At 63.0% G+C, this 20,120-nt stretch carries 23 protein-coding genes; 9 read left to right on the top strand and 14 right to left on the bottom strand.

Going from position 1 to position 20,120, the window contains the following annotated elements:
- Positions 1–35 precede the first annotated feature (35 nt).
- From CR103_RS24325 to CR103_RS23875, 4 genes are all read left to right on the top strand, one after another.
- Entirely contained in the window at positions 36–401 is a 366-nt protein-coding gene (locus CR103_RS24325) for a hypothetical protein (protein WP_441293460.1), read from the top strand.
- Positions 398–841, top strand: a complete 444-nt coding sequence (gene trxC, locus CR103_RS15185) for a thioredoxin TrxC (RefSeq protein WP_099916804.1) — start codon at positions 398–400, stop codon at positions 839–841. Before CR103_RS24325 ends, trxC begins: the two co-directional genes overlap by 4 nt.
- A gap of 187 nt (positions 842–1,028) precedes the next feature.
- Complete coding sequence (locus CR103_RS15180; RefSeq protein ID WP_099916803.1) at positions 1,029–1,391, top strand: DUF4870 family protein; 363 nt, start codon at positions 1,029–1,031, stop codon at positions 1,389–1,391.
- Between the two features lie 41 nt (positions 1,392–1,432).
- Positions 1,433–1,567 carry a hypothetical protein gene (locus CR103_RS23875; RefSeq protein WP_267874005.1) on the top strand — a complete coding sequence of 45 codons (135 nt, stop codon included), beginning with the start codon at positions 1,433–1,435 and terminating at the stop codon, positions 1,565–1,567.
- 114 nt (positions 1,568–1,681) lie between these two features.
- On the opposite strand, the gene CR103_RS15175 is transcribed toward CR103_RS23875, so the two are convergent.
- The 4 genes from CR103_RS15175 to phaC form a co-directional block, all read right to left on the bottom strand.
- Positions 1,682–2,848 (bottom strand): cystathionine beta-lyase, encoded by a 1,167-nt coding sequence (locus tag CR103_RS15175; protein ID WP_099916820.1) that lies wholly within the window; start codon positions 2,846–2,848, stop codon positions 1,682–1,684.
- Between the two features lie 2 nt (positions 2,849–2,850).
- On the bottom strand, positions 2,851–4,215 hold the full coding sequence (rimO, locus tag CR103_RS15170) for a 30S ribosomal protein S12 methylthiotransferase RimO (protein WP_180279408.1): 1,365 nt from the start codon (positions 4,213–4,215) through the stop codon (positions 2,851–2,853).
- Between the two features lie 300 nt (positions 4,216–4,515).
- Positions 4,516–5,067: a polyhydroxyalkanoate synthesis repressor PhaR gene (gene phaR / locus CR103_RS15165; RefSeq protein ID WP_099916801.1), complete on the bottom strand. Its 552-nt coding sequence runs from the start codon at positions 5,065–5,067 to the stop codon at positions 4,516–4,518.
- A gap of 197 nt (positions 5,068–5,264) precedes the next feature.
- Positions 5,265–7,037: a class I poly(R)-hydroxyalkanoic acid synthase gene (phaC, locus tag CR103_RS15160; RefSeq protein WP_099916800.1), complete on the bottom strand. Its 1,773-nt coding sequence runs from the start codon at positions 7,035–7,037 to the stop codon at positions 5,265–5,267.
- Positions 7,038–7,095: 58 nt separating this feature from the next.
- On the opposite strand from phaC, the gene CR103_RS15155 reads away from it, so the two are divergent.
- Positions 7,096–7,329 carry a hypothetical protein gene (locus tag CR103_RS15155; RefSeq protein WP_099916819.1) on the top strand — a complete coding sequence of 78 codons (234 nt, stop codon included), beginning with the start codon at positions 7,096–7,098 and terminating at the stop codon, positions 7,327–7,329.
- A 156-nt stretch (positions 7,330–7,485) separates the two neighbouring features.
- Here CR103_RS15155 and pgeF read toward each other — a convergent pair whose 3' ends face one another.
- Both pgeF and CR103_RS15145 read right to left on the bottom strand, forming a co-directional pair.
- Positions 7,486–8,295, bottom strand: coding sequence for a peptidoglycan editing factor PgeF (gene pgeF / locus CR103_RS15150; protein ID WP_229443131.1), 810 nt, complete (start codon positions 8,293–8,295; stop codon positions 7,486–7,488).
- Complete coding sequence (locus CR103_RS15145; RefSeq protein WP_099916817.1) at positions 8,277–9,254, bottom strand: RluA family pseudouridine synthase; 978 nt, start codon at positions 9,252–9,254, stop codon at positions 8,277–8,279. Before CR103_RS15145 ends, pgeF begins: the two co-directional genes overlap by 19 nt.
- A gap of 143 nt (positions 9,255–9,397) precedes the next feature.
- Between CR103_RS15145 and CR103_RS15140 the strand changes: the two genes are divergently transcribed.
- Positions 9,398–10,216 (top strand): outer membrane protein assembly factor BamD, encoded by an 819-nt coding sequence (locus tag CR103_RS15140; RefSeq protein ID WP_099916816.1) that lies wholly within the window; start codon positions 9,398–9,400, stop codon positions 10,214–10,216.
- Between the two features lie 27 nt (positions 10,217–10,243).
- Here the strand turns inward: CR103_RS15140 and yaaA are convergent, their stop codons facing one another.
- Positions 10,244–11,014 carry a peroxide stress protein YaaA gene (gene yaaA, locus CR103_RS15135; RefSeq protein ID WP_099916799.1) on the bottom strand — a complete coding sequence of 257 codons (771 nt, stop codon included), beginning with the start codon at positions 11,012–11,014 and terminating at the stop codon, positions 10,244–10,246.
- A gap of 49 nt (positions 11,015–11,063) precedes the next feature.
- Here yaaA and CR103_RS15130 point away from each other — a divergent pair, with 49 nt between their 5' ends.
- From CR103_RS15130 to CR103_RS15120, 3 genes are read left to right on the top strand one after another with little or no spacing between them, the layout of a single operon-like run.
- Entirely contained in the window at positions 11,064–11,555 is a 492-nt protein-coding gene (locus tag CR103_RS15130) for a putative toxin-antitoxin system toxin component, PIN family (RefSeq protein WP_099916798.1), read from the top strand.
- A 27-nt stretch (positions 11,556–11,582) separates the two neighbouring features.
- Complete coding sequence (locus tag CR103_RS15125) at positions 11,583–12,740, top strand: pyridoxal phosphate-dependent aminotransferase (protein ID WP_099916797.1); 1,158 nt, start codon at positions 11,583–11,585, stop codon at positions 12,738–12,740.
- Positions 12,741–12,768: 28 nt separating this feature from the next.
- Positions 12,769–13,152, top strand: a complete 384-nt coding sequence (locus CR103_RS15120; RefSeq protein WP_143752635.1) for a hypothetical protein — start codon at positions 12,769–12,771, stop codon at positions 13,150–13,152.
- Positions 13,153–13,570: 418 nt separating this feature from the next.
- On the opposite strand, the gene CR103_RS15115 is transcribed toward CR103_RS15120, so the two are convergent.
- The 7 genes from CR103_RS15115 to CR103_RS15085 are packed head-to-tail and all read right to left on the bottom strand — an operon-like array spanning position 13,571 to position 19,972.
- Positions 13,571–14,623: a tetratricopeptide repeat protein gene (locus CR103_RS15115; RefSeq protein WP_099916795.1), complete on the bottom strand. Its 1,053-nt coding sequence runs from the start codon at positions 14,621–14,623 to the stop codon at positions 13,571–13,573.
- Positions 14,620–15,510, bottom strand: coding sequence for an ExeA family protein (locus CR103_RS15110; RefSeq protein ID WP_099916794.1), 891 nt, complete (start codon positions 15,508–15,510; stop codon positions 14,620–14,622). The genes CR103_RS15115 and CR103_RS15110 overlap by 4 nt, the downstream gene beginning before the upstream one ends.
- Positions 15,511–17,274, bottom strand: coding sequence for a secretin GspD/PilQ domain-containing protein (locus CR103_RS15105; protein WP_229443130.1), 1,764 nt, complete (start codon positions 17,272–17,274; stop codon positions 15,511–15,513).
- A 40-nt stretch (positions 17,275–17,314) separates the two neighbouring features.
- A complete protein-coding gene (locus CR103_RS15100; RefSeq protein ID WP_229443129.1) occupies positions 17,315–17,680 on the bottom strand; it encodes an MSHA biogenesis protein MshK in 366 nt (121 codons plus the stop codon).
- The gene (locus tag CR103_RS15095) at positions 17,665–18,396 is read right to left on the bottom strand and encodes a type II secretion system protein GspM (RefSeq protein ID WP_099916791.1); all 732 of its coding nucleotides are present in this window, start codon (positions 18,394–18,396) and stop codon (positions 17,665–17,667) included. The genes CR103_RS15100 and CR103_RS15095 overlap by 16 nt, the downstream gene beginning before the upstream one ends.
- Positions 18,393–19,028: a PilN family protein gene (locus tag CR103_RS15090; protein WP_099916790.1), complete on the bottom strand. Its 636-nt coding sequence runs from the start codon at positions 19,026–19,028 to the stop codon at positions 18,393–18,395. The genes CR103_RS15095 and CR103_RS15090 overlap by 4 nt, the downstream gene beginning before the upstream one ends.
- Positions 19,025–19,972, bottom strand: coding sequence for a type IV pilus biogenesis protein PilM (locus tag CR103_RS15085; protein ID WP_099916789.1), 948 nt, complete (start codon positions 19,970–19,972; stop codon positions 19,025–19,027). Before CR103_RS15085 ends, CR103_RS15090 begins: the two co-directional genes overlap by 4 nt.
- Positions 19,973–20,120: the final 148 nt, after the last annotated feature.

Raw genomic sequence — 20,120 nt, 5'->3', positions numbered from 1 at the left:
CAGGACCGGCCACAGCATCGAACAAGTCGACTGCATTGGGCACCGCCGCGCCCGACGCCTTGCTATCGGAAATGACCCAGTTTGACCAAAAATCGAAAGCTGGCCGGCACGCCGTCGCCCCAGCGCGCATACGTCTTCGGCTGGTGCGGCCGGTAAAAGCTCGAGTTGATTTCAACTGCCGTCAAACGCCAACCATAACGTTCGAGATGGCTGCCATCGACCGCAAACATTGGCGCCACTTCGCGTGGGATGGACCAACCGGCGCAGCCGACCAGGATTTTCCCGGGTTCGACAAAAAGCGTTTGTCATCAGCAAATTCGCGAAACAAGAACATGCCGCGCGAGCGCACACGTCTTACAATAAGGGCGAACATCATTTACCAAATTGGAGCCTTCCCATGAGCGATCCCGTACACGTCGTCTGTCCGCACTGCGACGCGGTCAACCGCCTGAGCGCCGGACGGCTGGCAGACCAGCCGGTGTGCGGCAAATGCGCGCTGGGGCTGTTTGTCGCGCAGCCGCTTGACGTCGGCGCCGAGGGCTTCGCCAGGCACATCGGGCGCAATGACATCCCGGTGCTGGTCGACTTCTGGGCACCGTGGTGCGGGCCGTGCAAGATGATGGCGCCGGCCTACAAGCTGGCCGCCAGCCAGCTGGAACCAGCCATGCGGCTGCTCAAGCTCGATACCGAGCAGGCGCAAGAGCTGGCTGCGCGCTACACCATCCGCAGCATTCCGACCATAGCGATGTTCAAGAACGGCCGCGAAGTCGCGCGCCAGGCCGGCGCGATGGACGCCGGCGGCCTCGTCGCATGGGCCCGCGCGCAGGCTGCCGGCCGCTAACGCACGCACGCACGCACGCCAGCAGTGATCGAAATGCCAACGTCGCCTGTTACAATTGGCATATAGGAACGTGTAAGAAATCAATTCCCGATGTGGACGCGTCTGGCAGGATGCGAGCGCGCCTGCCAGGCGTGGAACAAGCAGGGAAGTTATTGCGTGCACGTTCCGTAACCCCCAAGGAGCAACCATGTCCCAGCAACTGGTATTAGAAAGCGGCGTCGAAGAAGCCAAGCAGTTCGCCCGCATCCTGTATGTCGTGCACGCGCTGACGTTTTTCTTCTCGTTCGGCATGTTGTCGTTCATTCCCGTGATCATCAACTTCGTCAAGCGGCCCTACACTGAAGGCACCATTGTCCACAGCCACCATACGTGGATGATCCGTTCGTTCTTTTTTTACATCCTGTGGCTGGTGATCGCCACCATTCTGTTCGTCACCGTCATCGGCATTCCGCTGGCCTGGCTGATCGGGGTAGTGGCGTGGGTGTGGAAGGCTTACCGGCTGATCAAGGGCTTCGTCGACCTCAACAACAACCGCGCGATGTCGGTTTAGCAGTACGATGCTCGGAGTATCCCTCGCCTCGTAAGACGATATTGCGCCACCTGGCGCCGCCTGAACGGCTTGATGTCGACCCCGGCATGATCAGCCCGGCCATCCGGCTCAAACCGGGCGCGGTGATCCTGGCGGCCGACGACTCGGTGGTGGCGCGCGCGCTGCTGCGGGTGTAGCCGTCGAGGTTTCCAGGTCGTCTTCGCGAAAACGGCGAGCCAATCTTCGTCGCATAGCCACTAAATGGAATCCCCGCTTGCGCGAGGATGACGGTCTTTCAGATATGGCTAGAATTACAGCGTTGCCAGCGCCTGCTCGATGTCCGCAATCAGATCCGCCGTGTCTTCCAGCCCGATATTAAACCGCACCAGGATGCCGCCATCAGGCCAGCTTGCCCGCATCGCCTTGACGCGGTACGGCATCACCAGGCTGTTGGCCCCGCCCCAGCTGTAACCGAGGCCGAACAGCGCAAGCGCGTCGACGAAGCGGTCGGTCTGCGCTTCGCTGTACTTCGCGTCGAACAGCACCGAGAACAAGCCGCCGGCGCCGTTGAAGTCGCGCTTCCAGGTGTCGTGGCCGGGGCAATCGGCGAACGCCGGGTGCAGCACCCTGGTGATCTCTGGCCGCGACTTCAGCCACGCCGCCACTGCGCGCGCGCCGGCGTCATGGGCTTCGAAGCGCAGCTTCATGCTCGGCAGGCCGCGCATCACCAGATAGGCGTCGTCCGGGCTCACGCCCATGCCGAGGCGCATGTGCGCCAGCGCCAGGCGGTCGTTCAGGTCACGGTCGCGTGTGATCAGTGCGCCCATCAGCACGTCCGAGCCGCCCGACTGGTATTTTGTGAGCGCCTGCATGATGATGTCGACGCCAAGGTCGAAGCCGCGCAGCGCCAGGCCCGCCGACCAGGTATTGTCGAGGGCGACCAGCACGCCCTTGTCGTGGGCCGCCTTGCAGATCGCCGGCAGGTCCGGCACTTCCATCGACACCGATCCCGGCGCTTCGGTCCAGATCAGCTTCGTGTTCGGCAGGATTAGCTCGGCAATGCCGGCACCGACCAGCGGATCGTAATAGCGCGCCGTCATGCCGAAGTCGCGCGTGAGCCAGTTGCCAAGCTCGCGGTTCGGGTTGTAGACGTTATCGGGCAGCAGCACGTCATCGCCGGTTTTTAGCAGCGCGAAGTCGACCATCGCAATCGCGGCCAGCCCGCTCGGCGCCAGCAGGCAAAAATTTCCGCCCTCGATCTCGGCCAGCCGCGCTTCCAGCGTGAACGTGGTCGGCGTGCCGTGCAGGCCGTAGGTATAGGCGTTTTTCTCTTTCCAATCGCCCGAGCGCATGGCGGCGACGTCCTTGAACAAGACCGTCGAAGCATGGTGGATCGCGGTCGGAAACGCCGCAAAGCCTGGCGGCGGCGCGTAGACGCTGTGAATCAGCGTGGTCTGCGCGGATTTTTTCGCGCTCATGTTCAGGCCACCGAAGCCCACAGGTCATGCGCGTCGGAACCGGTGATGACGACGTCGGCGAATTCGCCCACCACTAGCTTCTTGCCCGCCACCAGCGAGCGCTTGATGTGGACCACGCCGTCGATTTCCGGCGCGTCCGCCGACGAGCGGCCGAGCGCTTCTCGGGTATTCACTTCATCGACCAGCACGCGCACGGTCTTGCCGACCTTCGCCTCCAGGCGCTTGGCCGAAATTTCTTCCTGCAGCAGCATCACGCGGGCGCGGCGCTCTTCGCGCAGCGCTTCGGGCACCGGATTGTCGAGCAGGTTGGCGGTGGCGCCTTCAACGGGCGAATAGGCGAAGCAGCCGAGGCGGTCGATCTGCGCCTCTTTGAGGAAATCGAGCAAGTACTCGAATTCGGCTTCGGTCTCGCCCGGGAAGCCGGCGATGAACGTCGAGCGGATCGTCAGGTCCGGATTTAATGCGCGCCAGGCCTGGATGCGGTCGAGGTTTTTTTCGCCGCTGGCCGGGCGCTTCATGCGCCTCAACACCTCGGGGTGGGCGTGCTGCAACGGGATGTCGAGGTAAGGCAGCACATGCCCGCCGCTCATCATCGGGATCACCTGGTCGACGTGCGGATACGGATAGACGTAATGCAGGCGCACCCACGCGCCGTACTGCGCCGCCAGCTGGCCCAGCGCCTCGACCAGTTGCGTCATGTGGGTCTTGACCGGGCGGCCGTTCCAGAAACCCGAGCGGAATTTGACGTCGACGCCGTAGGCGCTGGTGTCTTGCGAAATCACCAGCAATTCCCTGACGCCGGCCTTGAACAGGTTCTCCGCTTCGAGCATCAGGTCGGCGATCGGGCGCGACACCAGGTCGCCGCGCATCGACGGGATGATGCAAAAGCTGCAGCGGTGGTTGCAGCCTTCCGAGATCTTCAGGTAAGCGTAGTGTTTCGGCGTCAGCTTGACGCCCTGCGACGGCACCAGGTCGAAGAACGGCTCGTGCGGCTTGGGCAGGTGCAGGTGAACCGAATCCATCACCTCGGCCAGCGCGTGCGGTCCGGTCACCGCCAGCACTTTCGGATGGATCTTCATGATGATGTCGTCACCGAAGCGGTCTTTTTTGGCGCCGAGGCAGCCGGTGACGATCACGCGGCCGTTCTCCGCCAGGGCCTCGCCAATGGCGTCCAGCGACTCCTGCACCGCGGCGTCGATGAAGCCGCAGGTGTTGACGATGACGAGGTCGGCGCCGGCGTACGACTTGGCCGTTTCATAGCCTTCCGCACGCAGCTGGGTCAGGATCTGCTCGGAATCGACCAGCGCCTTCGGGCAGCCGAGCGAGACGAAGCCCACCTTCGGGGCGGCGACGGGAGCGGTCATCATGGTTGCGGTGACGGCAGCGGCGGGCGCGACGGGAGCGGCGGGGATACGGCGAAGTTCAGACATGGTGGGGGTCAATGCAGGCAGGCTAATCCTCCATTGTACCGCGCCCGGCGCCCTCACGGCAAAACGCGGTTCCAGCCAACATTTAAAATAGGGTCAGACCCGTTTTAAAAGCGCTAAAACACGTTCTCCACCGATAAACAAACGGGTCAGACCCGTTTTAAAATCGCCGAAATAGAGTTAAAACCGATAAACAAACGGGTCAGACCCTGTTTTTGGGGCAACTTGATGCAAGGGGAATTATTTCTTTTCGACTGGCGGGAAGGGAAAGGTGCTGAAGATGGTCTTGCTCTGGCTTTGCATCTGTTCCTGCATCTGCACGAACAGGTTCTTGCTCTGGTCGATGTAGTTGTTCATCATCCCTTGCATCATCGGACCCTGGACGTTCATGAACTGGGTCCACATTTCGGGGCTGAAGGGCTTACCTTCGAAACCGGCGGCCTGCCCGGTCGTGAATTTGTTCTGGATATCGGTAAACGCTTGGACATTTTTTTCGAGGTAGGAGCCCATCATGCCCTGCATCGCATGGCCGTAGTAGCGGATGATTTGCGACAGCACCACGCTGGTGAACATCGGCGCGCCATTGGATTCTTCTTCCAGAATAATCTGAAGCAAGATGCTGCGGGTCAGGTCTTCGCTCGACTTGGCATCGATGACGGTGAATTCGTCAGCGTCAAGCACCAGTTGCTTTACATCCGTCAAGGTGATGTAGGAGCTGGTCTGGGTGTCGTACAGACGCCGGTTTGGATACTTCTTGATCAGGCGTTCGGTACTTTTTTTTGCACTACTCATCTCGAGAGTTCCACTTATTGCGCCGCAGCGCTTTCAAATAAAAAGCGGACGGCTGTCCGCTTCACGACAAGCCTACGATCTGCATTATAGGATGGATTTTAGCAAAAATACCATGTTGTAAGCGAGGATCGAGCATTTATTGCGGAGCAACTTCAACGCACTGCGCCGCAACATGCATTGCCCTCACATGTCATCGTTCAATCGGCCCGCACCTTGACGTAACGCCCTGGCGCCGCTTCGATCGGCGTGTACTGCTTGTTGCCAAGCTTGCTACGCGGCTTGACTTCCTTGCCACCGTGACCGGCGAGGAAGGCGGACCACTCGCCCCACCAACTCCCCTTGTGCTCGGTGGCGCCGCTGTGCCAGGCATCGAAGTCGGCCGGCGGCGCGGCCTTGGCCGATTTGCCGCCGGCCCCGTCGTTAGTCCAATAACTGCGTTTGCCCTTGGAGGCTGGATTGATGACCCCGGCAATGTGGCCGGAAGCACCCATCACGAAGCGGTTGTTACCGGCGTTGCCAGGATTGAGCAGCCCGATCGCCTTGAAAGCGGCGCTCGAGGGCACGATGTGGTCTTCGCGCGAGCAATAGATGAACACCGGCGCCTTGATCGCGCCGAGGTCGACAGCAAAGCCGGCCGTGGTCAACGCGCCCGGTTCGCGCAGCCTGTTTTCCAGGTACATATTGCGCAGGTAGTAGCAAAACATCGGCCCCGGCAGGTTGGTGCTGTCAGAGTTCCAGTACAGCAGGTCGAACGGCGGCGGCTCCTTGCCCTTCAGGTAGTTCGACTGCACGTAATTCCACACCAGGTCGTTCGGCCGCAGCGCCGAAAACGTCGTCGCCAGGTCGCGGCCCGGCATCAGTCCGCCTTTTGCCAGGCTCGCTTCGCGCTTGGCAACCTGCTTTTCGTCGATGAACACGTCGAGCACGCCCGTGTCTTCGAAGTCGAGCAAGGTGGTGAGCAGGGTCAGGCTGGCAGCCGGCTGTTCGCCGCGCGCGGCCAGCACCGCCAGCGCAGTGGTGACGATGGTGCCGCCGACACAGAAGCCGAAAGCGTTGATCTTGTTGCTGCCGGAAATGGCGCGGGCGACGCTGATCGCCTCGATCGCGCCCTTCTCGACGTAATCGTCCCAGGTGATGTTGGCCATCGAGGCGTCGGGATTGCGCCACGACACCAGGAACACGGTGTTACCCTGCTCGACCGCGTAGCGCACCAGCGAATTTTCAGGCTGCAGGTCGAGGATGTAGAACTTGTTGATACACGGCGGCACCATCACCAGCGGCACCGCGTGCACGGTGGCGCTGGCCGGCGCATACTGAATCAGCTGGAACAGTTCGTTCTCGAACACGACCTGGCCCGGGGTGGTGGCGACGTTGCGGCCGATCTCGAAGGCCGACTCGTCGGACATCGAGATGCGGCCTTTCTGCATGTCGGACAGCATGTTGGCGAGCCCCTTGGTCAGGCTTTCGCCCTTGGTCTCGATCAGCTTTTGGTGGACTTCCGGATTGGTGGCGAGGAAGTTTGCCGGCGACATCGCATCGACCAGCTGCTGCACGGCGAAGCGGATTTTTTGTTTTTCGCGCGGGGCCGCTTCGACGGCATCGGCCATCGAGGTAAGGAAATGCGAGTTCAACAAATAGACGGCGGCGCTGAAAGCGGATAGCGGATTGGCGCTCCACTCGGGCGCGGAAAAACGGCGGTCCGGCAGCGCCGGCGTTTTCATCGTCGCCATGTCCTGCCATAATGCAGCGACTTTCTGCAGATAGTCATTTTTGATCGTTTCCAGCGAAGCCGGGTTGATCGTCGCATCGACGTCGCGGAGCATGGAAACGAGCGGGTTGACATCGCCCGCTTGAGCGACGGCGGCCGATTCCGGCAGCTTCATCCATGACTGCCATGACTGCAATAGCGCCGGGTCGGCAAACTGCGACATCCAGCCGTTGGCCATGGCGTGAGGATCAGGTGTATTCATGTGCGTAGGTCCCTTGTTTTACAATTGATAAGATTGAAGTTTCTGCAAAAGGATGCGTATGTGGATTGTTGCCGTTGCCTGGATCTACGTGGTTGGCCTGATGGCGATCACCGAGCTGAATGTCGTTGCCGGGGTGATGACGTTTTTGGGTTACTGCGTGTTGCCATTATCTATACTTTACTACCTATCCGGTTCGAAGCGAAGACGATTGCGTAATCAGGCAATGGCCGAGGCAGCGGCGCGCGAGCGGGCGAAGCAGGACCAGGTCGGCCAGGACCAGGCCCGCGACTAAGTAGGCGCCGGAAAATTATTGTAAATTTATAGCGAACAGAAACGGATGCGATGCAAGGCGCCCGCCGCGACGCAGTGCGGGCACTGCTAGCGGTGGGCAACGCAGCAGCGCGCCGTTTATGGCAGCTAGAAATCATAATAATTTTGTGGCGCCTACTTAGGTCTCCAGCCAGATCAGGCTGGCCTGGCGGCCGGTAACGCCGTCGCGCCGGTAGGAATAAAAACGGTCGACCTCGGTGGCGGTGCAATGGCCGCCGCCCCATACCCGCGCCACGCCGTCACGCGCCAGCAGGCCGCGCGCCAGTGCATTCATGTCGGCCAGGTATTTGCCGGGGCGGCCTCCGAACGGCGCGAACGCCGCCCTCACCTGCGCCATTTCCAGGTCGTTGCGCGCGCCCGCCACAAACGTGTCCAGCACGTCGGCGCCCACTTCGAAGTGGGCCGGACCGATTGCCGGCCCCAGCCACGCGGTCAGTTCGCCGGCGCCGGCCGAGCGCATCGCCGCCACCGTCGCGCCCAGCACGCCGGCAGCCAGGCCGCGCCAGCCGGCATGAGCGGCGCCGACCACCTTGCCGTCGAGGTCGGCGAACAGCACCGGCAGGCAGTCGGCCGTCATCACGACGCACACCACGCCAAGCGTCGTGGCAATGCTGGCGTCGCCGACTTGCACCGGCGCACCAGGCTGGACGCTGGCGGCGTCGACGACATCGACGCCGTGCACCTGCGAAATCCAGGCCGGCGTGCCCGGCAGCAAGCCGCGCAGCGCGGCGCGGTTGCGCTGCACGGTTGCCGGATCGTCGCCGACGTGCAGGCCCAGATTGAACCCGCCACCGCTGTCGCCATCACCGTACGGGCCCAGGCTGAAGCCGCCGCGCCGGGTGCTGGCCAGCGCCTTGACGTTGGCCGGCGCATCGGGCCAGTCCGGCTCGACAAGATCGATCGGCCCGGTCAACCCGGCGCTTCCCATGCCACCAATTCCGGCTCAGGAATGCCGGCAGTGTTGATCAGTTCGGCGAAATCGTCCGCCAGCGCCACGATCCATTCGCACTCAGCGCCGGTGGCCGGGTGCACCAAACCGAGGCGGCGCGCCTGCAGGGCCTGGCGCGGAAACACGGGCGCCAGGTGCTGCTTGCCGTACACCGAGTCGCCTACCAGCGCGAAGCCGAGGTGCTGCATGTGGACCCGAATCTGGTGGGTGCGGCCGGTTTCTAGCTGGCACTGCACCAGGCTGACCGGACGCCGGTCGAGCAGGCCGCTGCCGATCAGCTGGAAGTGGGTAATTGCCGGCTTGGCGGAAAAATTGGTCGACACCGCCATCTTGACCCGGTCTTTCGGGTGGCGGCCCATCGGCGCGTCGATGGTGCCGCTGATCCGCGGCGTGCCCCATACCAGCGCAAAATATTCGCGCTTGACACTGCGCGCCGCCAGCTGGCGCACCAAGTCGGTTTGCGCGGCGAGGGTCTTGCCGACCACCATCAGGCCGCTGGTATCCTTGTCGAGCCGGTGGACAATGCCGGCACGCGGCACGCCGGCCAGTTGCGGCGCGTGGAACAGCAGGCCGTTGAGCAAGGTGCCCGACCAGTTGCCGGCGCCCGGATGGACCACCAGGCCGGCCGGCTTGTTGATCACCAGAATGTGTTCGTCTTCGAAGACGATGTTCAGCACAATCTGTTCCGGCGTGTAGGCAGCGTCTTCGGGCGCGCTTTGCGGCTCGATAACGACTAATTCGTCGCCATATGCGGTATCCTTGCCGCGCGCCGGTTTGCCGTCGACCAGCACGTGGCCGGCATCGAACCACAGTTGCAGGCGGCTGCGGGAAAATTGCGGCACCAGGCCGGCAATGACTTTATCGAGGCGCTGGCCGCACGCTTCCGGCGTCAATTCGAGGGTAATGGGCGTGAGGTCGATGCCACGCTCGAGCGGCATGAATTCGACGTCAATCTCGTCGTCGAAATCAGGGTCAAAAGGTAAATCCGCCAAATTCGGCGTTGGAGTTAATATCACAGCAGTCCCATCGGCTATAATCAGCCTTTCGTTGAATCTCGGTAAATACTCTCTTGCAAAAGCTCATGCAAAAAAAATTATCTCTGTTGGTTACTTCGTTTGCTTCGTTTGCTCTGCTAAGTATGTCTGCTTGCAGTTTGTTGCCGGAAAAAGCCGACGAGACCAAAAACTGGTCGGTAACGAAATTATACGCTGAGGCGCGCGATGAAATGAATGGCGGCCACTACGAGGCAGCCATCAAGTTGTTCGAGCGCCTCGAGTCGAGCTATCCGTTCGGCACCTACGCCACCCAGGCGCAGATGGAAATCGCCTACGCGCATTACAAGACGCAGGACCAGGCCCAGGCACTGGCGGCGATCGAGCGCTTCATCAAGCTGCACCCGAACCACCCGCAAGCGGATTACATGTACTACCTGCGCGGCCTGGTTACCTTTAATGACCAGATCGGCTTCCTGTCGGCGATCTATTCCCAGGACCCGACCGAGCGCGACCCGAAAGCGACGCGCGAATCGTTCGCCGCCTTCAAGGCGCTGGTCGATAAATTCCCGGACAGCAAATACGCGCCTGACGCCATCTCGCGCATGAAGTACCTGGTCAACGCGATGGCGCAGTACGAAGTCCACGTGGCCAATTATTACTACCGCCGCGGCGCCTACCTGGCCGCGTTCAACCGGGCCCAGGGCGCGGTGGCCGACTACGGCGACGCCCCGGCCACCGAGGAAGCGCTGTTCCTGATGATTCGCAGCCACGACAAGATGGGCAACCTGCTGCTGCGCGACGATGCCCAGCGCGTTTTCGTGAAGACCTACCCGAACAGCAAGTTCCTGAACCCGAATGCGAAACAGCGCAGCTGGTTTAATTTCTGGTCGAAGAAGACGGACTAGGCGGTTTTAATAGTTTAGCTGGGTGGCTCAAGCCGCCACCTTGCGCCTGAACACCCAACTCGTCGCCGTCGAATCACCCTTGCTGAACGCGTAGCCGTCGACCTCGAATCGCTTCAGCTTTTCGGCGTCGACGATGCCCTTCTCGGCCGCGTATCTCGCCATCATGCCGCGCGCGCGCTTGGCGTAGAACGAAATGATTTTATACTTGCCGTTCTTCCAGTCTTCAAACACCGGGCTGATCACCGGCACGCGCAACAGCTTCGGCCGCACCGACTTGAAATACTCTTCCGACGCCAGGTTGACCAGCACGCCTGCGCCGTTCGCTTCGACCGCGCCGTTGATCGTGTCGGTCACCGTATCGCCCCAGAAACCGTACAAGTCTTTTGCGCCTTCGGTGGCCAGGCGACTGCCCATCTCCAAGCGGTGCGGGTGGATCAGGTCGAACGGGCGCAGCACGCCGTACAGCCCGGACAGGATGCGCACATGCCGCTGCGCGTAGCCGAGCGCCTTCGGTTTGAGCGAACGGGCGTCGAACCCGGCGTAGACGTCGCCGTTGAAAGCCATGATGGCCTGGCGTGCATCCTGTGGCTCACGGCTCCAGCTGGCGTAGCGCGCCACGTTCAGCGCGGCCAGCGGATCGGACAGGTCCATCAGTTCGGCCAGTTCGCCAGGCGAATAGCGCCGCAGCACATCGATCAGCGCGCCGGCGTGCTCGAGGTGCTCGGGCGTGGTAGTCAGCTTGGTGGTGGGGCGGGTGTCGAAGTCGAGCGACTTGGCGGGCGACAGTACAATCAGCATAGTTTTGAATACATACGTTTAATCACATCCGACAAATGGAACAGCCGACATGATACCCGTACCAGCCGAACGCATCGTCATCGATACCAATGTCTGCCTCGACCTGCTGGTGTTCCACGACCCGCGCTGGGCCAGCCTGCTGGCCGCGCTCGAATCGGGCACGGTCGAAGCGGTCACCCGCGCCGACTGCCGCGATGAATACAACATCGTGCTGCACTATCCGCACCTGCCGCTCGACGACGCCAGCCGTCCGGTCGCAGCAAGCCGCTTCGACGCCTTGGTGACCGTGATGGCGCCCGACGCCAGCCCCGTGCGCCTGCCGGTTTGCACCGACCGCGACGACCAGAAATTTTTAGAGATCGCGCGCGACACAAGCGCCAGCGTGCTGATCACGAAGGACAAGGCGCTGCTCAAACTTGCGCGCAAGCTTGGGCAGGCCGGGCTGTTTCGCATCATGCTGCCCGAGGCGTGGGTGAAGGAGCAGTCTCAAGCTCAAACCCTGGCCAAGGCTGAAGCTGAAGCTGAAGCTGCGCTAAAATAAACGCCTGATTACTTCGCATTGCCGCTCATGACCACACCCGTCCTTCGCAGCCGCCTGCCCGCCGTCGGCACCACGATTTTTACCCGGATGTCGGTACTGGCCGCACAGCACGGCGCCGTCAACCTTGGCCAGGGCTTTCCCGACTTCGCCTGCGATCCGGCCCTGCCGCAGCTGGTCACCGACGCCATGCGCGACGGCCACAACCAGTATCCGCCAATGGCCGGCGCAGCGCCGCTGGTCGACGCCATCGCGGCCAAGGTCGCCGCGCTGTATGGGCGCAGCTACCACCCCGCGCTTGAAATCACCGTCACCGCCGGCGCCACCCAGGCCTTGACCACGGCGATCCTGTGCTGCGTGCATCCGGGCGACGACGTGATCGTCATCGAACCGGCCTTCGACAGCTACCTGCCCGCCATCGCGCTGGCCGGCGGCGTGGCGGTGCCGGTATCGATGAAAGTGGGCGAACATGGCTACAGCATCCCGTGGGACCAGGTAGCCGCCGCGGTCACCGCGCGCACCCGGCTGATCATCGTCAACTCGCCGCACAACCCCACCGGCTCGGTGCTGCGGCGCGCCGACATCGACGCCCTGTCCGACATCGTGCGCGGCACCGACATCCTGATCCTGTCCGACGAGGTCTACGAACACATGGTGTACGACGGCGCGCCCCACCAGTCGGTCTGCCGCTACCCCGACCTGGCCGAGCGCGCCTTCGTCGTTTCCAGCTTCGGCAAGACGTACCACGTCACCGGCTGGAAGATCGGCTACGTGGCGGCGCCGGCGGCGCTGTCGAAAGAGTTCCGCAAGGTCCACCAGTACAACGTGTTCACGGTAAACACGCCGATGCAGCACGGCATCGCCCGCTACATGGCCGATCCGGCGCCCTACCTCGCCCTGCCGGCCTTCTACCAGCGCAAGCGCGACCTGTTCCGCGCAAGCCTGGCGGGCAGCCGCTTTACCTTGCTGCCGGCCGACGGCACGTATTTCCAATGCGTCCGGTACGATGCGATTTCAGCGCTGCCTGAGGCGCAGTTTGCCGAGTGGCTCACGCGCGAGGCCAAGGTCGCGGCGATTCCGGTGTCGGCGTTTTACAGCCAGCCGACCGAATCGGGCATCGTGCGGTTCTGCTTTGCGAAACAGGACGAGACCTTGCATCTGGCGTTGGCGCGGCTGGCCAAGTTATAAAATCCGCCCCACAACCGGATACAGTGCGTTGATGATCGATCTGCTTGCGGCATATATATTCATCGGGTTGGTCACGCTCGCCGCGGCCTTCCAGATTGCCTTGCTGGCAGGCATGCCTTGGGGAGAATTGACGCTGGGAGGAAGGTATCGCGGCCGTCTTCCGGGTCGCATCCGCGTCGTGAGCCTGATTTCGGCGTGCCTGTTGATCGTATTTGGCTTCATCGTGGCCACGTCAGCCGGCCTTGTCTTCGACAACATGCACACGGCCGCGACCAAGGCGATATGGTTCGTCGTTGGCTATTGCGCTCTCGGTGTTGTCGCGAACGCAGCGACCCGTAGCAAGCGCGAGCGGATAGTGTGGCTTCCCGTCGTCTCGCTGATGCTGTTAGCATCACTGAGAGTTGCACTTTGACGGTAGGAAATTGCGTAATATTTCACGTAGGCTAAGTTGTTCGTCGGAGGGAGAGTTGCCAACGCCATTCGTCCTCGCGAACGAGGGTGTCGCAAAAGGGCGCTCAACCCTAAGTACCCGCCAAAAAATAAATGTGCATTTTGGCGTCCATAACCGCCGCGCTGCTGTGTTGGCCGCTGCTTGCAGTGCTCGCACTGCGGCGCACCGACCGCCTTGCATCGCATCCGGTTCTGTTTGCCAAAACCTCACATTTATTTCTCGACGAGTACTTAGAGCCGTCGTTTTCGCCATTGACGGAAACGACGCATGCCGGCATATTCAATCTAAGAAAATAAGCAAGCGCCTCGATCGCTGCTCGCTGCAGATTGAACCGGTCGGCCCGAAGCACATATCAGTGACCGGGGTACGCTAAAAACCTTTATTGCCCCAGCTGCAGCAGCTTGCGCTCAACAAATGCCTGCAATTCCGGCACCAGGCTGGCCGACGCCTTGGCCCGCTGAAACGCGTCGCGCGCGTCGGCGTTGCGTTTGTCGGCTTGCAGCGAAATACCGAGACCCATCAGCCAGACGCCGTTTTGTGGATTGGCGCGCAAGGCCGCCATGTATTGCTCAGCCGCTTCGCCGTGGCGCTGCAGGCGTTGCAGCGCGCCGGCCAGGAAGGCGTGGTAGTCGGCATTGCCGGCCGCGTAAGCCAGGCTGCGCTGCAAGGTGTCGATGCCGGCTGCGCCGCGCTCGATCTGCAGGCGCGCCAGCAGCATCGCCATGGCCGGCTGGCGCGGGTCGGCGGCCAGCGCCAGCTGCAACTGGCGCATGGCCTCGTCGGGCCGCTTGTTTTCGATCAGCAGGCCAACCAGGGTCTGGCGCGCCGCTTCATGGCCCGGGTCCAGCTTGAGCGCCTGCTCGAGCGCCGCGATGGCGTCGCCAATACGCCCCTCCTGTAAGTGCGCCAGCGCGCGGCGGTACTCGCTTTCAGCGCGCTGTGGCGCGCTCGTCTGGCGGCCGGTGTCGAAAACACTGGCTGGCGCCGGCGTTGCAGCGTCCGCGGGCACAGCGCGCTGTGCTGCCCGCGGCGCCTTTGCAGCGCCCTGCTCCTTGCGCACGGCTGCGCCGGGCGCTGCGACCGGCACGTCTGCAGCCGTAGCCAAGGCGGCCGGTGTTTGCGGAACCGGTGCCGGTGCGGGCAAAAGTGCCGGTACAGGTACAGGTACGGGTGCAGGTACGGATGCAGGTGCGGACTCCTGCGTCATCAATACCGACGGCGCGGCCGCCACCGCGACGGTCGGCACACGCGTGACGTAGCGCCATCCGAACCAGCCGGCGGCAGCCAGCACCAGCAGCAAGCCGGCGCCCAGCGCCAGCGGCACCGTCATCGGCGCGCGCTGGCGCTGCACCGGCTTCACGTTCGGCTCGGCGGCGTCCGCGTGCGAGCCGCGCGCATCGAGGTCCTGCAGCATCTTGTTGATCAGACTCATTGTATGAATGTCCAGGCGAGTGCGCCGGCGGCGGCCAGCAGCAGCGACCCGGCCGCCAGCCACGGCCACACGTGGCGTTTGCGCACGATGGTGTCGCTGGCCGCATCATTGACGTGGCGGCGGTTGACCTGCGCTTTGCCCTGGCCGAAGCTGAGCATCAGCGCCTTGTGGGCGAGGATGTTGACCAGGCGCGGAATGCCGCCGCTGGCTGAATACAGGCGCGACACGGCGCCGCGGCTGAACAGGCGCGCGCCGGTAAACCCGGCCACCCGCAGGCGATGCGCCAGGTAATACTCGAGGTCGTCGCGCGTCAACGCGCCCAGGTGGTAATGGAACGTGATGCGCTGGGCCAGCTGGCGGATCGAATCGAGTGCCAGCTTGCGGTTCAGCTCGGGCTGGCCGAACAGCACGATCTGCAGCAGCTTGCGCTTTTCGGTTTCCAGATTGGTCAGCAGGCGCAGCGCTTCCAGGCTTTCCACCGGAATCGCCTGCGCCTCGTCCAGGCACAGCAGCACGCGCTTGTCGGCGGCCGCCAGCGCCATCAGGCGATGGGTGATCGACTTGAGCAGCTGGTGCTGGTCGACGTCCTTGTCGAGCGCGATCTCGAGTTCGTCGGCCAGCGCCAGCATCAGCGTGCGCGGTTCGAGGTAAGGATTGGGAATGTAGGCGGTGACGAAGCCTTCGCCCAAGGTCGCCATGAACTTACGGCACAGCAGCGTCTTGCCGGTGCCGACCTCGCCGGTGATCTTGATGAAGCCCTCGCCATTCCTGGCCGCCACCAGCAAGGTGTTGAGCGCCTCCTGCGCGTGCGGGCTGGTAAAGAAATAGCTGGTGTCGGGAGTGATCCCGAACGGCGCTTCGCGCAAGCCAAAGTGGGCGGTGTACATTTATTTGCGTGCCGGGTCGCGCAAATCGAGCTGCTGCATACGGCCCCTGGTATCGAGCAGGTCCTCGTTCCAGCTGCCGGCGCCCTCGACGATGGTCGGCTTGATCAGCACCACCAGTTCGCGCTTCTGATTCTGCTTGGCCTTGTTGCGAAACAGCGCGCCCAGCACCGGCACGCTGCCCACCCCGGGCAGCTGCGACGTGTCGGAGGTCGACGACTGGCGCATCAGCCCGCCTATCGCCACCACCTGCCCGTTCTGGCCGCGCACCATGCTGTCGATTTCCGACGTGGCCGAAGCCGCCAGCGGCAGGGTCAAACTGCCGGCCGCGCCGAGTTTGATCTCCTTGGTGACGGTGCTGACCTGGCTCACCGACGGGTGCACGTGCAGCAGGATATTGCCCTTGTCGTCGATCTGCGGCGTCACGTCGAGCACCACACCGGAGAAAAATGGCTGCAAGGTGACGCTGGGCGTGACCGTGTTGCCGGTGGCGCTGGCGACCGTGGTGGTAGTGACCCCGGTGACAAAAAATTCGTCGGTACCGATCTTCAGTACCGCTTTCTCGTTGTTCATCGCCGTCACGCGTGGGCTCGACAGCACGTGCACCGTGCCCTGCGATTCGAGGAAGGAAATCAAGGCAGCGAAATTGCTCGTCTGGACCGCCAGGCCGAACAGGGAGTTGGCCGCCGCGGCCGCGTTCGACAGCGAGAAGCCAGTGCTGGCCGAAAAGCCCGAACCGGTGCTGAGGACGGGCGGCTGGCCGCCGGCGTACGGCAGCGGTGCCAGGGTGGTGCCGGGCGACAGGAAACCGCCCGAGACGCGGTTCGCGTGGCCGCTGCGAAACGAGGCGAACGAGGCCCAGTTGATGCCGCTCTGAAAACTGTCGTTCAGTTCCACCTCGAGGATCTTGGCTTCGAGGATGACCTGGCGGTCGACCGACAACTGGGTCGCCTTGAGAAACAGGTCGACATTGCGCAGCTCGTCGGGCATGGCGCGGATCACCACCACGCCCGATTGCGGGCTGACCATCACGCTGCGCCCGCTGTCCTTGCCGGTTCCCACAATGGCCTCGATGGCCGCCTTCAGCTCGCCCCAGAAGTCGTTGCTGGAGACGGTATTGACGTTGGTACTGTCCTGCTGCTGGTTGTTGCCGCCGCCGCCGGGGTTGTTTTGGTTGTTGTTCTGGCCGGGCTGGTTGCTCGGGTTACTCGGGTTGCTCGGGTTACTCGGGTTACTCGGGTTACTCTGATTACTGCTGACGGAAAGCGAAGTCGAGCTCACGCGCAGGCTGGACTGGCCCTTGCGACTGCCGATCAGATAGTTCACATGAAACATCCGGGTCTGCATGGTCAGCGGCCGGATGTAAATGCTGGTGCCGTCGATCTTGTAGTCGAAGCCGTACAGCTCGCGCACCGCGTCGAGCGCCTCGGTCAGCGTGACGTCCTTCAGGTTGGCCGTGATGGTGCCGCCGACATCGGGATGGACCAGCATGTTGTAACGGGTGCCGGTCACCAGGGAATTAAAGAACTGCTGGGCCGGCACCTTGTTGAAGGCGACATTGAAACGTTCCTCCAGCGCCGGGCGGGCCTTGGGCAACTGCACCGCCAGCGCGGACACCGGCGGCAGCAGCGCGTTCGCCACCGCCTCGTCGAGCGGCGCGGCGGCGACCGGTTTGGCGGCGCGCGCCAGTTGCTCTTTGATGGTGTCGAGCGTGGTAGGCCGCGGCGCCGAGGTGCAGGCGCCCAGGCTGGCGGCACATCCGAACATCAAAGTTATTAAAAATACATTTCGCATGCGGTTTCTGTCTCTATTTTGGTGATGGCGATCGATGCGCGGCCGCCGGATACAACCGCAACACCAGCTTGTTGCCACCGCGCAGCAGCACCGCCTGGTTGTCGGACACGCTGGCCAGTACCGCACCCTTGAATTTTTCGCCGATGCGCACCGTCTGACCGTCGATCACGGCCACCCTGCGCCCGCCAGGCAGGTGCCCGATCAGCACCGACTGCAGCACCGGCCGAGCGGCCTCGGCCGGTGCTGCGCCGTCGCCGGCCGGCGCCAACTGCGCCGGCGGCAAGGTTGGATCGCGCAAGGCCTGCGCCGATGCGGTGCCGGCCGAGGCCGCGACCCACAACAGCGCCGCCAGCAGGCGCGCGGTCATAGCGCGATCCATGTGCGCTCCAGCCCGAGGGTATAGAGCGTCAGCGTCAGCGTCGCCTGCGGATACTGCGCCGTCTCGAGTACCGCCTTGCCCCAGAACAGCCGGTTCGGCATCGCTTCTAGCGCACTCATGTAGTCAAGCATGTCCAGGTAATTGCCTTGCACGGCCAGCTGCACGCCGTGGCGATACAGCAGCGCGGCGGGCTTGGCGGCCGGCACGGCGGCGGGGGCGACAGCGGCAGTGGCAGCGGCAGTGGCAGCGACGGTGACCGGCGCGGCCGCCGCCGCTGTTTCTGCATCCTCGTCCAGGCTGCTGACCGGCAGCGTTTTCATCGACACCAGCCGCAGCCGTCCATTTGCCTGCAGAATGGCTTCGAGCAGGGGCACGATCTTGTGCGGGGCGACCAGGTCTTTTTGCACGGCGCGCAGTCCGTTGGCAAGCTGGATCGATTCAGCGGCGACCGCCTGCAGGCGCACGCGCAGCGCCGCGTCCGGATCCTGCGCATATTCCCGCACCTTCCGGGTGATTTCCTCGTCGATGCCGGCAATATTGTTACGCTGCTGGGCGATCTGGCCCTGCAGCACCGCCCGCCTCGCATACATCGGATTGAGCGCCACCGCATAGACCAGGAACAGGATGATGGCGGCAGCGGCCGCGAACAGCGCGACGCGCTCGCGCAGGCTCAGGGCGTCGATGCGGCTGCTCAGCTTGAAGAGGGTTTGCTTCATGGCCGCTCCGCGCCCGCCACGGATTGCAGGCTGAATTCGACATACGGCGCCTGCACGGCGGCGCCGCCGCCCTTCGGCGCCAGCATCGCTTGCTCGATCTGAAGGCTGGAGAAAGTCTTGCCGCGCATGATGCTTTCGCTTCCAAGGCGCCCGATGTAGGCCGGCACCAGCGCCGGCTGCGAGGCCCTGCCCTGCACGCCGATCTCGATGCCGGCGCCGCCGATCGACACCCCGGTCAGCCACACACCGCTCTCGCTCTGGCGCGCCAGAGCGCGGAAGTAACCGGAATAGCCGCGCGTATTGCCGATCTCGCCGCGCTGCAGCACCCCGGCGACCTTGTGCAGCGACTGCAGCTCCTGTTCGGTCGCCGCCAGGTTCAATGCAATTTCGGCATTTTTCTGGCGCGGTGCGAACTGGGCGCTGGCGCTCGCCAGGCGCGCCTGGCGCTGTGCCAGCTGCTTGCTGGTGATGGCCGACTCGTCCGCCAGTGCGGTAATGCTGCGCTGGCCGTAGTACGCCAGCGCCAGCACGCCGGCCAGCAGGACACCGAGCGCCTCGGCCATCGGAACGGCGGTGAAGATCTTCTTCTGCTTGAGGAAAATCGGATTGAAGAGGTTGATTTGTTGGCTCACAGCAGCGTCTCCTCAAGCCGCAGGGCGGCGCCCAGGGTCAGGAAAAATCGCTGCTGCTGCTCGACCGCGGCCAGTTCCGGCACCAGCGCCAGGTCCAGCACGGCGGCCAGGTCGAGCGATTCGACCGGCATGTACAGATTGCTCGACAGGTAAGTCTCGAGGCCAGGCGCGACATTCGGCGCCAGTACCAGCTTGGCGACGTTGATAAAATGGTATTGCCGGTCGAAATGGTCGAGCGAGCGCTGCAGTTCCAACGTGATCCGATCGAAGCTGGCATGCAGCTTGTCGTGGTCGGGCTGCATCAACTGTGCCTGGGAAATGTCGATCCGGCGCGACAGGTACAGTTCGCCATTGAACGTCACCGTCAGTAAACCACCATCGGCAGTAAACGACAGCATGGCAACCCCGTGCCCGTCGGGCTCGACCAGGGCCGCGATGTTCCTTTGCGCCATTTCAGGAATATCGATGACAGACAGGGCCAGCTTGGCCGCGGCGAACAGGTTCTGGCGCTGCTCGATCACGCTGTTTCGCGCCGCCACCGCGAACATGCCGTGGCCGGCACGCGCGGGCGCCGCTTTGTCGAGCGGAATTTCGAGCACATCGATGGTGGCATCGTCGACATGGAAGTCGAGCATGTCCTTGAGGCGCCAGCGGACCGCAATCTTGAGCTCGTCGGGCGGCACGTTGGGCGCTTCTACCGCCAGCAACTGGTATTCGCCGCCGCCAAGCAGCGTGGTGCACTGGTAACGGCTCGCCTGCAAGTCTTTCCCGAGCTTTTCCAGCACGTCCGCTGGCGGCACCGGCGCGCCCGGGTAAAACATTGCCAGCTCGACGGCAGGCCTGGCCGGCGGCACGCGCCGGACGCTGACGGCGGCGAGCCCATCGCCGAGAAAAGCAATCGCCAGCGAACCCGCATTTTTCTGTGCTTTTCTAAAAAGACGCATGCCGACGATCAGGATAAGGAGATGAAATGTAAATATTGCGGAAGCCGCATGATTATTTCATCTTGTTAGGGATGTTGAAAGCAATTTTCCACTAGGATAATAAAATTGCTTGTTTTTCATATACTGTCTGCCGGTTTCGCGCGCCAAG

It is taken from the genome of Massilia psychrophila, from assembly GCF_002760665.1.
Taxonomy (GTDB): Bacteria; Pseudomonadota; Gammaproteobacteria; order Burkholderiales; family Burkholderiaceae_D; genus JAFCUW01.
The sequence above is the reverse complement of the archived record's forward strand: the minus strand, read 5'-3'. Positions and strand labels throughout refer to the sequence as shown.

Coding starts and splice junctions, on each gene's coding strand:
- CR103_RS15130 (WP_099916798.1), top strand. CDS start 11,064: ATGATACCCGTACCAGCCGAACGCATCGTCATCGATACCAATGTCTGC.
- CR103_RS15180 (WP_099916803.1), top strand. CDS start 1,029: ATGTCCCAGCAACTGGTATTAGAAAGCGGCGTCGAAGAAGCCAAGCAG.
- trxC (WP_099916804.1), top strand. CDS start 398: ATGAGCGATCCCGTACACGTCGTCTGTCCGCACTGCGACGCGGTCAAC.
- phaC (WP_099916800.1), bottom strand. CDS start 7,037: ATGAATACACCTGATCCTCACGCCATGGCCAACGGCTGGATGTCGCAG.
- CR103_RS15125 (WP_099916797.1), top strand. CDS start 11,583: ATGACCACACCCGTCCTTCGCAGCCGCCTGCCCGCCGTCGGCACCACG.
- CR103_RS15105 (WP_229443130.1), bottom strand. CDS start 17,274: ATGTTCGGATGTGCCGCCAGCCTGGGCGCCTGCACCTCGGCGCCGCGG.
- CR103_RS15140 (WP_099916816.1), top strand. CDS start 9,398: ATGCAAAAAAAATTATCTCTGTTGGTTACTTCGTTTGCTTCGTTTGCT.
- CR103_RS15115 (WP_099916795.1), bottom strand. CDS start 14,623: ATGAGTCTGATCAACAAGATGCTGCAGGACCTCGATGCGCGCGGCTCG.
- rimO (WP_180279408.1), bottom strand. CDS start 4,215: ATGATGACCGCTCCCGTCGCCGCCCCGAAGGTGGGCTTCGTCTCGCTC.
- CR103_RS15155 (WP_099916819.1), top strand. CDS start 7,096: ATGTGGATTGTTGCCGTTGCCTGGATCTACGTGGTTGGCCTGATGGCG.
- CR103_RS15175 (WP_099916820.1), bottom strand. CDS start 2,848: ATGAGCGCGAAAAAATCCGCGCAGACCACGCTGATTCACAGCGTCTAC.
- CR103_RS15145 (WP_099916817.1), bottom strand. CDS start 9,254: ATGCCGCTCGAGCGTGGCATCGACCTCACGCCCATTACCCTCGAATTG.
- CR103_RS15110 (WP_099916794.1), bottom strand. CDS start 15,510: ATGTACACCGCCCACTTTGGCTTGCGCGAAGCGCCGTTCGGGATCACT.
- yaaA (WP_099916799.1), bottom strand. CDS start 11,014: ATGCTGATTGTACTGTCGCCCGCCAAGTCGCTCGACTTCGACACCCGC.
- CR103_RS15095 (WP_099916791.1), bottom strand. CDS start 18,396: ATGAAGCAAACCCTCTTCAAGCTGAGCAGCCGCATCGACGCCCTGAGC.
- phaR (WP_099916801.1), bottom strand. CDS start 5,067: ATGAGTAGTGCAAAAAAAAGTACCGAACGCCTGATCAAGAAGTATCCA.
- CR103_RS15100 (WP_229443129.1), bottom strand. CDS start 17,680: ATGGATCGCGCTATGACCGCGCGCCTGCTGGCGGCGCTGTTGTGGGTC.
- pgeF (WP_229443131.1), bottom strand. CDS start 8,295: ATGGGAAGCGCCGGGTTGACCGGGCCGATCGATCTTGTCGAGCCGGAC.
- CR103_RS15085 (WP_099916789.1), bottom strand. CDS start 19,972: ATGCGTCTTTTTAGAAAAGCACAGAAAAATGCGGGTTCGCTGGCGATT.